Genomic DNA, 13456 nt, shown 5'->3' with positions numbered 1-13456 from the left:
AAATTAACCGTTCATTTTTAACTTCATAAAAACTTTCATTTCTATTTCATGGTCATTTTTTGAACAAACAGTTGATATTTTACTTATTTTTAAATCATCAAATCACTAAATACTTTATGAATCACCATGAATCTAAAAACATTAATCAACCACAGTGTTCAGTACAATAATTGGGTCGTTAATAAGTATATTGACTGGCTCTCTTCAAAGTCTGATGAACAGCTTAATCAGGAGGTTATTTCAAGCTTCCCAACGATTCTGAAAACTCTTCACCACATCTGGCAGACGCAGGAATACTGGTGGGGACATATTGCAGAAAACCCGGATTTCGATTTTGAAAAAATGGCAGCAGCCCTTAGTAAGGAAGAAATTTTCGATGGCATCAGAAACAATTCACAGAAACTGGTGGATTACGTTGAAAGTTTATCCGAAGAGGATTTAACGAAAAATGTAAAAATAGTATCTCCCTGGTTTGAATGTGATTTTTCCAAGTATGAATACATCCAGCATGTGATCATCCACGGAACGTACCACAGAGGACAGATTGTAACCATGGGACGAAACGTAGGAATTACCGATGCGCCTATGACGGATTATAATTTCTGGAATATCTATAAAAATGCAGAAGTTACGTCTGAAGCATAACCCACTTCTCCTCCACTCATCTCTTTAAAAAAATCAAAAACAATGAATCAGGATTCTTCTGAAGAAAACCCGATCTACTATCACGGCACCAAAGCGGATCTCAAAACCGGAGACCTCATCGAAGCAGGTTTCAGTTCCAACTATGGGACCCGCCGAAAAGCGAAGTACATTTACCTTTCAGCAACCCTGGAAGCGGCAACCTGGGGTGCAGAACTGGCTTCCGGGGAAGGAAGGGAACGGATTTATATCGTGGAGCCTACAGGAGCTATTGAAGATGATCCCAATCTGACCGACAAAAAATTTCCGGGAAATCCTACCCGTTCTTACCGTTCCCAGCATCCTTTTAAAGTGACGGGAGAGGTTATGGAGTGGCAGGGACATTCTCCGGAACAGCTGAAAACTATGAAAGATCATCTTGAAAAACTGAAACAGCAAGGTATTGAAGCTATTGAAGACTGATTGAATATGACCGGAATACTCATCAATGCTGTAAGAAAAATGGCAATCCTGTCTGTTTTCTTTTTATTTTTTCAAAACACTTTTTCTCAGGAAATTCATGCTGAAAAAATAGATGAATACATCAGTGCCATTGAAAAAAATAATCTGGATATAGGGAATATTTCTATTTTTCAAAGCGGAAAAGAAATCTATTCCAGATCTTTTGGAGCCACGGAAAAACAAAAAAAGAATACAGGTACAGCCTATCAGATCGGATCTGTAACGAAGCTGTTTACGGCTGTACTGATTTTTAAGCTTATCGAGCTGCATAAAATCTCGCTTCATGATCCACTGAGCAATTATTTTCCTGAAATAAAAAATGCAGGATCCATGACCATCAAAAACCTACTGGAACATTCAGCAGGTTTGAATAATTATGTAAAGAAAAATGAAAAGGAGATCTGGCTTAAAGAACCCAGAACCAACGAAGAAATTCTGAAAGAAATAATCAGTCAGAGGCTTTTGTTTGCTCCCAATGAAAACATTTCCTACTCCAATTCAGGGTATTATCTGTTGGGGAAAATCATTGAAAAGGAATTCAGCAGGAATTATGGCCAGGTTTTGAAGGAAAAAATCACCAAACCGTTGAAGCTTACTTACACAAAATCAGCCCTCGAAAATCCAAAAAATGTAACGGGATCTTATATTTTTGAGGACAATGCGTGGCATACTGCCCTGGATTTTTATTTTAAAAACATTGTTGGAGTCGGGGATATTTCTTCCAATACGGAAAACCTGAATAGGTTCCTGTACTCATTGTTCAATCATCAGATTCTGTCAAAAGAAAACGTGGAAACCATGAAGCCTGTGATCGGAAAAGAAACCTATGGAAGAGGATTGATGACTTTTCAATTTCACTCTGTTGATTTTTACGGAAATACAGGCGGCACTTACGGCACCAATACGATTCTGATCTTTGATGAAAAAACGAACAGATCTGTTGCATTAATCATCAATGGCGAGCGCTATCCGAGAAATGAATTCATTAATGACATCGTGGATATCGTGTACCACAATACCCTGAAAAGCAGTGCAGAAATAGAAGATTTCGTTAAAAAAACAATTGAAAAATGACAGATCCTGAACTTTGGGAAGAAGAATTAAAAACCATCTGGGACCAACTCGGAAGCATTTCTGATGAAGATTTTATTGAGTTGATAAGAATCCATACCAATACAATTTCAAATGGGCAGCCCAACGCCATTGCAGATTTTGAAAAAGCCTGTGCCTACGACTCTACGGGTTTTGAAAAAAATGCAGAACCACTCTACAGATCAGCTTTGGAAACGGGATTAACCGGATTAAGGAGAAGAAGAGCCCGGATCCAGCTTGCGAGTACCTTACGTAATAACGGAAAGATACAGGAAAGTATTGAAATCCTCAGAGAAGAGAAGGAAAATTATTCTGATGAACTGGATGATGCGGTCAATGCGTTCCTGGCGCTGTCACTTTCATCAATCAATCAGGATAAAGAGGCTTTATCACTAGTTCTTGAATCACTGTCCGTACATTTACCGAGGTATAATAAATCCGTGTCCCGTTATTCAAAAGAGCTCATCAAATAAAAGGCAGGTTCCATTTACTTAAAGAAAAAAAATTTGAAAATCAATACGTTATCCATAGACAGACTTACGACTGAAAGATTAATTCTTATTCCATTAACTATAAAAATGTGTGAAAACATTCTGAATCATGATTTCAGTGATTGGCCTGCATTAGGATTAAAAAAAGAAAAAAGATGGCCGGACTCCGATTTCATAGAAATTATACCTAAAATCATCAATAATTTGTCCCTTGCGGAAGGGCCCACAGGATTTGAATCGTGGTTAATTATCAGAAAAGACACTTTAGAAGTTATTGGTGATGCTGGATTTAAAGGCTATAATTTTAATGAAAAAAATGCAGATATCGGATACGGAATCATTAGCGAAGAAAGACGGAAAGGTTTTGCTGAAGAAGCGGTAAAAGAATTGATACGATGGGCTTTCTCTACCGGAATTGTCGATGAAATTACCGCCAGATGCCTGTTGGACAATGTGAATTCCATTAATTTTCTGAAAAAACTAAACTTCACAGAAATCAAGCAGGATGCTGAAATGAAATATTGGACATTGCAAAACCACTTGGTTTAAAATAATTATAAAAGACAACGGCACATTAGATAAAGTCTGTACAAATATCCCAGATACATTTATAAAAAAAACACCAACTATGAACCTGAAATTATCATTTTTATATCTCTCTCTTCTGCTGATCATCAGCTGCAACCGAAAAGAAATTCAGATTGTGGATAAAGCAATCGGATTCAGCATGAATTTACCAGGCGGGTTTCAGAAACTGGATCAGAGAGAAACGGACCAGGCTATCAATCTTGGAAAAGAAAAGTTCAAAAAAATCTACAATGCCGATCTTGATATCAGCAACCTTAAACCTAATATTTTCGAAAAAGACAGGGACAATTATTTCGTTCTTAATATCAAAGATTACAATCCGCAAATTGAAGGAGATTACAGCCAGGCCGTTTACGAATCCAATATTCAGTTATATAATACCTACAGACAGAATTTTACCGGAGCGAAGATTGATACTTTAACGGCTCATGAAAAAATCGATCAGATCGATTTCACTAAGTTTTCAGTATCCATAGACATTCCGAATAAAGCTAAAATGCAGGTCGTAAGCTATACTTCTTTTATAAAGAATAAGGACTTCACAGCTTCCGTTGTCTATCTGGATGAAGAAATCGGAAATGAAATGATCAATGCTCTTAAAAAGGCTAAGTTCAAAAAGACAGCTCCATAAATTGATTCTTATGAAGACCTTCAGCTCTATAAAAACAATGTTCAGTCTATTGCTCATTGCGATCTGTTTCCTGTTCAATTCATGCTCCGGACCCGAGCCTGCATCCAAAATCACTGATATTTCCGACATTAAAGCCGAAATTGATGTTTTCCAGAGGTTGACTGATGAAAACAACAACAGTATTTCTGTGATTCTCTACGATAAAAAAGGAAAAAAGTTCGGCAACGATTCCGTAAAAATATCCGTCAACGGAAAGAAAGCAGAATATAAAGTGATGCCGTATATGTATTATTCCAAACTGTATCATTACCGCGCAGAAAAGGTTCCGCCTATCAAGGGAAATTATGAAATTCAAATCCAGCTGGCCAACGGAAAAAAGCTTTTTCTGGCCCGCATTCCTTCCCTTCCGCAGAGCAGTTCAAAAAACATTATTTATGAAAAAGAAGCTCCTTTGAACCGGGATTTTTCCATACAATGGTCCGGTCTTCGGGATGTGAATGTACTCTATCTTTCCAAAAGCGTTCAGGTAAAAAATAGGGATGAAAATAATGTAGAAACTTTTATAGAAAAAGCCGCAGATACTATAAAAATAGGTCCGGACGGAAATTACACCCTGAAAAAAGAAAATTTCTCCAATCCGGGCGAAAGGCTGAGCATAGCGAGTTTCGAATTTACGGCAGAAAAAACAGGAACTCTCAATCCCAAACTTATCAAAGGCAGCACCGCAAAGATCAGTGGCAGCCATGAAGAACGGGTAAGCTTCAAATAATATTTTAAACACTATTTAATCATCAAATATGGAAAACACAAAAATCCGGGAAGAATGGTTCTCAAAAGGAGAACGTTATGCAACAGAAATTAATGAAATGGTTGATTTCGGTGAAAAAAACGGTTGGGAAAACTGGAAAGGCAAAGAACCTGAAGATAAGAGATCCAATCTTGCACAAGGCGTTTTTAATCTGCTTAAAAAAGCCAATCAGGATGGAGATGTTGATCATTTCAGAGCGAATTTTCCGCCGGCCCACACGCCTATTATTCCTTTATTGGAAAACAGATCACAGAGTATTGAGCAGCTTCATTTTATTTCCGGTGAAAAAATTGTTTTCATGACCGGAACTTCTTATGAAAAAAGACAGGCTTATCTGCTGGATCATGATCAGGTGACTCAGCTTGACGAAAATATTCAGGCCATAGGAAAATCAAAACAGTATAATATTTTTGCTATGGCCACTCCCGGTAAAATATCAATTTATAAAGGTTGGGAAGGAGAGCTCATCAATGAATTGGAACTGAACCAGACTGCAGAATTAGGAATTACGGAACTGATTCCCTTCAATGACGGCAGCAAGGTTCTTCTGGTCACTTCATTTGGAATCTATCTGGTCTCGCCGAAAGAAGAAAAACTCATTCACCCGCTTAATGAAGACAACGAGGAAGACTGGACACCTGACATTGATATGGAAAACGCAACTCTTTCCAATGACAATTCCTATATTGTGGTGGGAGATCAAAGCTATGATCACAGGATTTTGGATCCGGAAGGAAATACTTTGGGATCCATCGGAGCACAGTCCTCCTACCCGCATTTTTGTCTGTTTACAAAAGATGACAGCCAGCTGATCACAAATTCCTGTCATTTCTACAACGGAATTACCATCGGCATCAATTCCGGCCAGTATGTAGGTGCCGACATCGAAGCGTATACGGAAAGTGATGACTACACCATTATTGACGAAGAAATGAGGGTTTATGCAGGTACAGCAACAAAAGAGTATTACATTCTCGGAGATGCTTACGGATACATCAAGGCATTCGACAAAGACGGAAATCAGTTGTGGAGACACTTTTTAGGTTCCACAATTTCAGGAATGACACTTTCGGATGATGAAAAAACACTTTGGGTAGCTGCCCATTCCGGGATTCTGCACCAATTGAAACTGGGCAAAGGCCTCAGGGACACCCACACCATAGGAAACGGGAATCATTATGAGGAATTCAGGCTGCTGATCTGGAAAAATGAGCCGCAGATCTGGAAATGGTAAAATTTTATAACGCAAAAACGTTCTGTCTTCAGAGCGTTTTTTTATTTTTACAATAACAAACCCTAATTAATCAATATGAAAAAAGTAGTTCTCGATCTGGCTGTTACTTTAGACGGATTTATCGAAGGTCCCAATGGAGAAACAGATTGGTGTATTATGGATGATGATATGAATTTCGATGGATTTCTGGACAGTATCGATACTATTTTCTACGGCAGGGTAAGTTATGATTCGTGGGGAAATTATCAGGCGGAAGATAATGCATCCTCTGAGGAAAAAAAGCTGTGGGAATCTGTCCATTCAAAAAACAAATATGTCTTTTCAAAACAGACCAGAGAGGATTCCCGGGCCACTTTTATCAGTTCCGGTATTGCTGAAAAAGTAGCAGCAATCAAAAAGCAGGATGGAAAAGATATCTGGCTTTACGGCGGGGCAAGTCTTATCAAAACCTTTATTCAGCTTCATCTTATTGATGTCTACAGAATTTCTGTTCACCCTGTTGCTTTAGGAAACGGAAAACCTTTGTTTGAAGAATTGAAAAGCAGACTGGAATTAAAACTGATCAAAACCAATGTATTCAGATCCGGAGTGGTACAGCTTATTTATGAGCCTGTCAATCAATAAACCCGGCATTATACAAAAAATGGTCTACACTAATGATCACCAAACATTTTATTTACATTATAAACTATATTAATCATGGAAAAATACGCACAATCGTCAGACGGACAGAAAATTCATTATAAAGAAAGCGGACAGGGAAAACCTTCCCTTCTATTCGTACACGGATGGCTCGGCAATGCAGAATGGTGGAACAACCAGGAGGAAAATTTCAACAATACCTATCATATTGTACAAATGAGCCTTGCAGGACACGGTTTATCTGATACATCCAGAAAAGAATGGTCAAGTGAGCTGTATTCAGATGATATCAAGGCGGTGGCAGATCAGATCAATTCAGATGAGATTATTCTGGTGGGACATTCGATGTCGGGAGCTTATGTTCTTGAAGCATCTCTGAAAATTCCTAAAGTAAAAGCGCTTATTCTGATTGACACCATAAAAGATCTTGATGAAACTTTTACGGATGAACAGGCTGAGCAATATTTATTTGTACACTATCGCAATGATTTCAAAAATGCCGTAGAAAACATCCTTCCCCAATATCTCTTTGCAGAAAACACACCGTCTGAGGTAAGAGAAAGATTACAGAATGAATTTCTTCAAAACACATCGGAGGCAGCTATTGAACTCCTCAGACCTTTGTATAAAAAAGATTTCAGAGAAACCGCATCAAAAGTTCAGATACCCGTAAGAGCAATCAATTCAGATAATTCTCCTACGAACATTGAGAATAACAGGAAATATTTAACAGACTATAACTCCGTTGAAATAGCGGGAACAGGCCACTATCCTATGTTGGAAAATCCGGAGGAATTCAACAGAATTCTTAATGATGTGCTTGGAGAGCTTAGCGGGAAACATTCATAGTCTTATTTTAAACATCAATTAAAAAATTATGCAGAATACCAGAATTTATACAACAGCTTTTGCCAGTGTCTATCCGCACTATATTCAAAAAGCGGAAAAGAAAGGCCGGACAAAATCAGAAGTTCATGAAATTATATTTTGGTTAACCGGATATGATGAGAAAAGTCTGCAGGAAATACTGGATAACCGAACCGATTTTAAAACATTTTTTGAGGATGCTCCGAAAATCAATCCCAATGTTTCGCTTATCAAAGGCGTTATCTGCGGATATCGTGTGGAAGATATTGAAGATGAACTGATGAGAAATATCCGGTATCTGGACAAACTTATTGATGAATTGGCCAAAGGAAAGAAAATGGAAAAGATATTAAGAGAACAATGATCTTTAACCTGAAAAAAAATTAAAATGTATCAATGGAACTATTTTTACGGAGCAATAATGCTGGGCTCTGATTATAAAGGTTTTTTAGACTTTGTGCAGCATACCATGAAGGACAGAAATTATTATTATTTTCATCCGGCTATTTTCTCACAGGCCATACAGGAAGCTCCTTATTATTATGATGATATTCTTGTTTCTTTTGGAAGAACGGCCAAATGGTTTCTTGATACCGAAAGTAAGCTTCATGAGTTTATGCTGGAATTCGAAGATATATTGCGGCATATAGATTTTCAGCATGCCCAGATAAAAATGGGCGGCGTTTATTCTGATTACTCTTTTTTCTGGCTGAATAAGAAGAAACTCATTAACCAACCGGGAGGCAGCTTTAAAACAATGATGGATTATCTCGCTGAAAATAAAATCCGCTTTTTTGAAAGTGAAGATCTTTATTTCGGGCTGGGTGAAATCAATCTGTCTACCGGATGGTGCGAAAAAAGATACGATGAAGATGAACTGAAGTCTTTTGACATTCAATACCCCGGATTTAAATATCCTATCTGATCTTCTCCGGCAATATACCCTCATTCGGACTGAAAATATAGTCATCCATAAATACGATCAAAAATAACTTCTCCAATTCAAAAAACTTCCCGAAATTAGCGGTCTGTGCGTTAAAATATAATGAATGAAATAAAATTTTAAATCAGAACATACAGTAAAACTTAGTATAAGTTTTCTTCGGGGCAGGGTGAAATTCCCTACCGGCGGTTACAGTCCGCGACTCCTTTCTTCTGAAGGGACTGATTTGGTGAAATTCCAAAACCGACAGTTAAAGTCTGGATGGGAGAAGAAAATGAAACGGTCAGTAAGATTCCTTACGGGCTTATTGTGCCGTATTTCATTTCCATGTACCGAAGACTATTTTAACTTTTAAAAGTAAAATAACATGGAAAAATTATTAGAACAATTTGGAGCAACCTCCACAGAACGTGTAGAAAATGCACTTCTTAAACTACAACAGGGAAAAGGAATTCTTTTAGTAGATGATGAAAACCGCGAAAACGAAGGTGATATCATCTTTCCCGCCTCCACCATTACAGAAAAAGACATGGCACTTTTAATCCGTGAATGCAGCGGTATTGTGTGTCTTTGCATTTCCGAGGAAAAAAGCAGACACCTCAACCTGCGTCCTATGGTGGAAACCAACAATTCAAAAAACCAGACCGCATTCACTATTTCTATCGAAGCCAAAGAAGGTGTTGAGTCCGGAGTTTCTGCAAAAGATCGTGTAACCACCATCAGAACAGCTGTAGCACAGGATGCGCAGGCTGCCCATATTGCAAGCCCGGGACATGTTTTCCCGCTGATAGCCAAGCAAGGCGGTGTTTTTGAAAGACGCGGTCATACGGAAGGCAGTGTAGATCTTGTAAAAATGGCCAATCTCGGAGACGATGCCGTACTCTGCGAACTGACCAATGAAGACGGCTCTATGGCAAGGCTCCCGGAAATTGTGGCATTTGCTTCTCAGAAAGGAATGAGCGTAGTGACTATTGAAGATATTTACGCTTACCGGAAAATAATGAGCAACTAGAGAAAACAGATAACGCACAGAAAGGCCGTCCGATCAATATCGGGCGGTTTTTTTTATGATCTATTGAAAAGATTAGAGAGAAAGTGTTTTTTTGGAGGCTTATTTTACGTAAAGATTGATTCTGAAACTGCATATTCAAGAGGAGCAAAGAAGGAATCAATTTCATTGATTCGACGAAGTGGAAATGTTAAAGGCGTTTGATAATCCCGTTTCAATTTCCCGAGAACTATTAAAAATCTACATAATCTCTAAAATCTGCGGGAGTTTTTTACAAAAGATTTATCTCAATAGTCTATTTAAGGAGACAAAAAAAGAATGAATCACAGATGAATCCGATTAAATAGATGCACTGTTTTTCATCCTTTAAAATAAAAAACCGCTATCAGAACCACTTTCTCTCATCCCTTTATTTTATTCATTAAAAATAAATTAACTCTAAAAATTAATATCAGTTTTTATTTATATTAGTAAAAAAATTAACCATGAAAAAACAACTACTTTTTATGCTGGGTATTTCCGGTGTACTTTCTGCACAGATCACTCTGACAAAAGCAGCTAATGATCCTTTAACAGGGGACACCGTGAATAATTACACCGTAACAGGGACCGTAAATAATTCTGCTACAGGAGCTAATGTTACCTTTTCAAACGGCGGCCTGACACAGGGAGCAGCATCTCCAACCACGTATTCAGCTCCTTCTTCTTCTGAAATTACCACATTTCCGGGTTCTACCATCAAAATGGTGGGCGGAGGAACTACTATTTTCTATAAAGCGTCTGCTTCAAAACTTGAAATCACAGGAATCGTAAATCCTCAAGCTACCCTGAATTTTTCTGTTGACAACGGAACTTACATGAATTACCCTACTGTTTACGGAACTCCTCAAAGCGACAATGCCAGAGGAACTTTCTCTTCATCATCTGCCAACGGCCTTTTCAGCGGAACCATGGGAACTTTGGCGGATGCACACGGAACGTTGATCATTGGTAACAAAACCTATACAAATGTTCTGAGAGTAAAATTCACACAGGTTTTTAATCTGTATGCCTCATTTGATATCACTTACTCTAATCCGATAGGAACCCTTACCAATACCGCCTACTCCTATTATGACGGTACCCACAGATATGCACTGCTAAGCTCTACCGCCGGAAACATTTCAGTGCCTTTACTGGGCGTTAATCAGTCTACTTCAAACGCTGTAGCTCTGAATGAAACATTTTTAGCGGTTGCCAATGCTGTAAAAAAAGAAAACTTCACCGTATATCCGAATCCAGCCCAGGATTTCATTGGGTTCAAAGGAGATATGGAGAATTATACATCTGCCAACATCTACAGTCTGGATGGAAAACTGATCAAAACATCTGATATACAGTCAGGAAAAATTCAGATTTCTGAACTTCCGCCGGCTTCGTATTTTATAGAGGTTAAAGGAAAAAATTCAGAAACGAAGAACAATACTAAGTTCATCAAAAAATAAAACTTTTTATCATCTCCGGAACAATCCGCCTTATTTCAGGGCGGATTGTTTATTTGTGTTATCTTTTGTGTTTTAGCTGGCTCTTCTTAGAATAAGCTCACGTGGATTTTTTTGTAAACCTGGGTTCGGCTTAATTACCCTTGTCAAGGTTCGAAACCTTGACAAGGGTTTTTCATTAGCAGATAAAAATTAATAAAAGGGGTTTTGCCATTCCACTTTCGCCCTCAAAAAGACACAGCTTTATTAAAAAGTTGCTGCCGGAGCCGTTTCATTATTCAGCTTTCTTTGCAGTTCTGTTTTCTTGCCTTTTGAAAAGTCAAAGCTTACTCCAAGAACAAACATCGACTTGTTATTCATAATTCTCGTATGCGAACTGTAGTTCACCAGACTTTCCGGGAGACTTTTCGTTTTGTACTCCGAAGGCATCCCGATCCAGTACATTCCCGCTGTAAAACTCCAGCTTTTAAGCCTGTAGCTGGCAAAGATGTGATTCTGATTCTCGTTGGTATTCAGGAAAGCTCCGTTCAGGGTATAAACCGGGATATTGAACATATACTGAATACTGAAAGATTTATATTCTGAGAATAATGTAAAACTATTCGAAAGATAATCGTTCTTAATTAATTCCCCTTTGCTCGTTCTCAGCGTTTCTGAAGTAGGAGTCAGAACGGCTTTCACAACAAGCCAGTTATTTCCGAAAGGTTTATAGGAACCTGACAGCTGTATTCCGTACCGCTGGGCATTCTTTCCGTTTTCATACGTCAGTGCATATCCTCCGAAAGTATCATCCAGTACATAATACTGATTGATCACCCTGTCTGTATATCTGTAGAAAAGAGCAGCATTAAAGTCAAAATACTTATTGTTAAAAGAATAAATTAAATTATTGGAAAAATTCTGCTGCGACTTCAGAAAAGGATTCCCTCTCTGTACAATATTCGGGGCCTGCTGAACCACATTACTGCTGAGCGCACTGCTCCAGGGACTTGTTGGGCTATAGCTGCTTGTAAACCTAAGACTTTGGTTATTCTTCAGCTGATATCCCAGAATAACTTTCGGGGTAAAAGACCATTCATCAAAAGTATTCTCGGCACTTTTATTATGAATATTCGTAAGTCCGGCTCCTAATCTATAGCTGAATTGATCAACTTTTCCTGAGAATTCACTGTAAAAATACTGCTCCAGATAATTAACTCTGTACTGGGAGTATCCTGCCAGGTTATTCAGATCATTAGAAATCGTACTGCTCGAAATCCGGTAGCCTGAAGACAATTTTCCGGCCTTAAAATCATGAGTATGGGCAAGTTCACCTACAAAATTAGTTTGTTCCGTCTTCAGTACCATGACATTATCGTACACTGAAATCATGGAAGGAACAATCCATTCTCTGGCAGACTCGGTAGTATTTGTGCTGTAAGCAGAACCGACAAGATTGATGCTTACTTCGTCTTTAGAATTTATTTTTTTTGAATAATAGAGATCTAGTTTCGGAATCACATAGTCTGAACCGTTATTTTTAAACATTTCATGCTCTTCAATAAAACTGTCTTTTGTAAAAACACTTGCTCCGGTACCTTTTGAAAACCGGCTAAAAATATCCATATTCAGTTTGGCCTGAAAAGCATAGTCATCAGGAACCAGGCGGGTGTATCGCAGGGCAATATTCTGAGAGGTATATCCGAAATGATCCCTTCTGTTTTCATCCGATCGGTAGTGTTCTCCGTTAAGCTGATAATCATAGATACTCTGTACTTTTCTGTTGTTATAATCCCGTAAATTCAGAGAATATTCCAAACCGAAATTATTTTTCCCTTTTGTAAAGTTGGCGTAAGCGGATGCATTAACAAATCCCGTATTGAGCGCCGCTCTTGCATCTGCTCCGAAAACATATCCGGTTTCGTTTGATTTGGTGATAATATTGATCACAGTTTCTGCTCTCGAGGCCCATCTTGCGGGTGGAATATCGTAGTACTCTACTTTTACAACTTCACTTGGCGGCACACTGCGGATCTGAAGATCTGTAGCTTCTATTCCGTTGATAAGAAACAGAGAAGTTCCCCCCTTTGTACTCGTAATGGTATTGGAAACAGGATCTAGCTGTAATTCCGGAAGTGTCTGCAGAAGATCTTTGGCATATCTGGCTTTCTCCAGCGCTTCTTTATCGAAGGTATAAACAGCTTTATCTGAAAACTGCTTTTTACGTTGAGCTTTAAGAATCACTGCCTGAATTTCTTTTGTATTCGACTGATCTGCTGTATCCTTTTTTATATTTTCCTGCGAAAACACAAAAATACCACAGAGAAAAAATAAAGAAGTTATTGTTTTTTTCATATCCAAAGTAGAGTTCATTAATAAAAATAAGACACTTGGCCCATACCCTTTGTTACATAGGGTTAAAAATTTATAGAAATTAAAAAAATTAAGCATTCAAGACCTACATGTTTATTTTTTAATTTAAATTCAGCATTTAAACGTAAACCAAAGACAAAACATCACAATAATTCAATTATTTTACAGTCAAAAA

The 13456-nt window shown here is 38.1% G+C and carries 15 protein-coding genes and 1 riboswitch; of the genes, 14 read left to right on the top strand and 1 reads right to left on the bottom strand.

Translation table 11 applies throughout. The features are described 5' to 3' along the window. The first annotated feature begins 126 nt into the window (after window positions 1-126). From ACM46_RS20465 to ACM46_RS20400, 14 genes are all read left to right on the top strand, one after another. On the top strand, window positions 127-645 hold the full coding sequence (locus ACM46_RS20465; protein WP_048508525.1) for a DinB family protein: 519 nt from the start codon (window positions 127-129) through the stop codon (window positions 643-645). 42 nt (window positions 646-687) lie between these two features. Further along, window positions 688-1104 (top strand): NAD(+)--rifampin ADP-ribosyltransferase, encoded by a 417-nt coding sequence (arr, locus tag ACM46_RS20460; RefSeq protein WP_048508524.1) that lies wholly within the window; start codon window positions 688-690, stop codon window positions 1102-1104. Between the two features lie 6 nt (window positions 1105-1110). Then, window positions 1111-2217, top strand: coding sequence for a serine hydrolase domain-containing protein (locus ACM46_RS20455; RefSeq protein WP_048508523.1), 1107 nt, complete (start codon window positions 1111-1113; stop codon window positions 2215-2217). Continuing rightward, complete coding sequence (locus tag ACM46_RS20450; RefSeq protein WP_048508522.1) at window positions 2214-2708, top strand: tetratricopeptide repeat protein; 495 nt, start codon at window positions 2214-2216, stop codon at window positions 2706-2708. The genes ACM46_RS20455 and ACM46_RS20450 overlap by 4 nt, the downstream gene beginning before the upstream one ends. Before the next feature lie 33 nt (window positions 2709-2741). Continuing rightward, window positions 2742-3275, top strand: a complete 534-nt coding sequence (locus tag ACM46_RS20445; protein WP_048508521.1) for a GNAT family N-acetyltransferase — start codon at window positions 2742-2744, stop codon at window positions 3273-3275. Window positions 3276-3354: 79 nt separating this feature from the next. Next, window positions 3355-3945 (top strand): hypothetical protein, encoded by a 591-nt coding sequence (locus ACM46_RS20440; RefSeq protein WP_048508520.1) that lies wholly within the window; start codon window positions 3355-3357, stop codon window positions 3943-3945. A gap of 10 nt (window positions 3946-3955) precedes the next feature. Further along, entirely contained in the window at window positions 3956-4714 is a 759-nt protein-coding gene (locus ACM46_RS20435) for a hypothetical protein (RefSeq protein ID WP_131707637.1), read from the top strand. Between the two features lie 28 nt (window positions 4715-4742). Further along, window positions 4743-5987 (top strand): hypothetical protein, encoded by a 1245-nt coding sequence (locus tag ACM46_RS20430; RefSeq protein WP_048508518.1) that lies wholly within the window; start codon window positions 4743-4745, stop codon window positions 5985-5987. Between the two features lie 75 nt (window positions 5988-6062). Further along, a complete protein-coding gene (locus ACM46_RS20425; protein ID WP_048508517.1) occupies window positions 6063-6611 on the top strand; it encodes a dihydrofolate reductase family protein in 549 nt (182 codons plus the stop codon). A gap of 75 nt (window positions 6612-6686) precedes the next feature. Beyond that, the gene (locus ACM46_RS20420; protein ID WP_048508516.1) at window positions 6687-7478 is read left to right on the top strand and encodes an alpha/beta fold hydrolase; all 792 of its coding nucleotides are present in this window, start codon (window positions 6687-6689) and stop codon (window positions 7476-7478) included. A gap of 28 nt (window positions 7479-7506) precedes the next feature. Further along, on the top strand, window positions 7507-7860 hold the full coding sequence (locus ACM46_RS20415; protein WP_048508515.1) for a DUF2200 domain-containing protein: 354 nt from the start codon (window positions 7507-7509) through the stop codon (window positions 7858-7860). A gap of 24 nt (window positions 7861-7884) precedes the next feature. Then, a complete protein-coding gene (locus tag ACM46_RS20410; RefSeq protein WP_048508514.1) occupies window positions 7885-8421 on the top strand; it encodes a hypothetical protein in 537 nt (178 codons plus the stop codon). Window positions 8422-8590: 169 nt separating this feature from the next. Next, window positions 8591-8716: riboswitch (FMN riboswitch) on the top strand. 90 nt (window positions 8717-8806) lie between these two features. After that, window positions 8807-9451, top strand: coding sequence for a 3,4-dihydroxy-2-butanone-4-phosphate synthase (gene ribB, locus ACM46_RS20405; RefSeq protein ID WP_048508513.1), 645 nt, complete (start codon window positions 8807-8809; stop codon window positions 9449-9451). Between the two features lie 482 nt (window positions 9452-9933). Then, window positions 9934-10932, top strand: coding sequence for a T9SS type A sorting domain-containing protein (locus ACM46_RS20400; RefSeq protein WP_048508512.1), 999 nt, complete (start codon window positions 9934-9936; stop codon window positions 10930-10932). Between the two features lie 243 nt (window positions 10933-11175). On the opposite strand, the gene ACM46_RS20395 is transcribed toward ACM46_RS20400, so the two are convergent. Continuing rightward, window positions 11176-13263: a TonB-dependent receptor plug domain-containing protein gene (locus tag ACM46_RS20395; protein WP_048508648.1), complete on the bottom strand. Its 2088-nt coding sequence runs from the start codon at window positions 13261-13263 to the stop codon at window positions 11176-11178. Between the last annotated feature and the right edge of the window lie 193 nt (window positions 13264-13456).

The sequence above is a fragment of the Chryseobacterium angstadtii genome, from assembly GCF_001045465.1.
In the GTDB taxonomy this organism is placed as follows: domain Bacteria; phylum Bacteroidota; class Bacteroidia; order Flavobacteriales; family Weeksellaceae; genus Chryseobacterium; species Chryseobacterium angstadtii.
This window is presented reverse-complemented; position numbering and strand designations above follow the sequence as displayed.

Bases quoted from the DNA above. Each gene is read 5' to 3' on its own strand.
- ACM46_RS20465 (WP_048508525.1), top strand. From the start codon at position 127: ATGAATCTAAAAACATTAATCAACCACAGTGTTCAGTACAATAATTGG.
- arr (WP_048508524.1), top strand. From the start codon at position 688: ATGAATCAGGATTCTTCTGAAGAAAACCCGATCTACTATCACGGCACC.
- ACM46_RS20455 (WP_048508523.1), top strand. From the start codon at position 1,111: ATGACCGGAATACTCATCAATGCTGTAAGAAAAATGGCAATCCTGTCT.
- ACM46_RS20450 (WP_048508522.1), top strand. From the start codon at position 2,214: ATGACAGATCCTGAACTTTGGGAAGAAGAATTAAAAACCATCTGGGAC.
- ACM46_RS20440 (WP_048508520.1), top strand. From the start codon at position 3,355: ATGAACCTGAAATTATCATTTTTATATCTCTCTCTTCTGCTGATCATC.
- ACM46_RS20435 (WP_131707637.1), top strand. From the start codon at position 3,956: ATGAAGACCTTCAGCTCTATAAAAACAATGTTCAGTCTATTGCTCATT.
- ACM46_RS20430 (WP_048508518.1), top strand. From the start codon at position 4,743: ATGGAAAACACAAAAATCCGGGAAGAATGGTTCTCAAAAGGAGAACGT.
- ACM46_RS20425 (WP_048508517.1), top strand. From the start codon at position 6,063: ATGAAAAAAGTAGTTCTCGATCTGGCTGTTACTTTAGACGGATTTATC.
- ACM46_RS20420 (WP_048508516.1), top strand. From the start codon at position 6,687: ATGGAAAAATACGCACAATCGTCAGACGGACAGAAAATTCATTATAAA.
- ACM46_RS20415 (WP_048508515.1), top strand. From the start codon at position 7,507: ATGCAGAATACCAGAATTTATACAACAGCTTTTGCCAGTGTCTATCCG.
- ACM46_RS20410 (WP_048508514.1), top strand. From the start codon at position 7,885: ATGTATCAATGGAACTATTTTTACGGAGCAATAATGCTGGGCTCTGAT.
- ribB (WP_048508513.1), top strand. From the start codon at position 8,807: ATGGAAAAATTATTAGAACAATTTGGAGCAACCTCCACAGAACGTGTA.
- ACM46_RS20400 (WP_048508512.1), top strand. From the start codon at position 9,934: ATGAAAAAACAACTACTTTTTATGCTGGGTATTTCCGGTGTACTTTCT.
- ACM46_RS20395 (WP_048508648.1), bottom strand. From the start codon at position 13,263: ATGAAAAAAACAATAACTTCTTTATTTTTTCTCTGTGGTATTTTTGTG.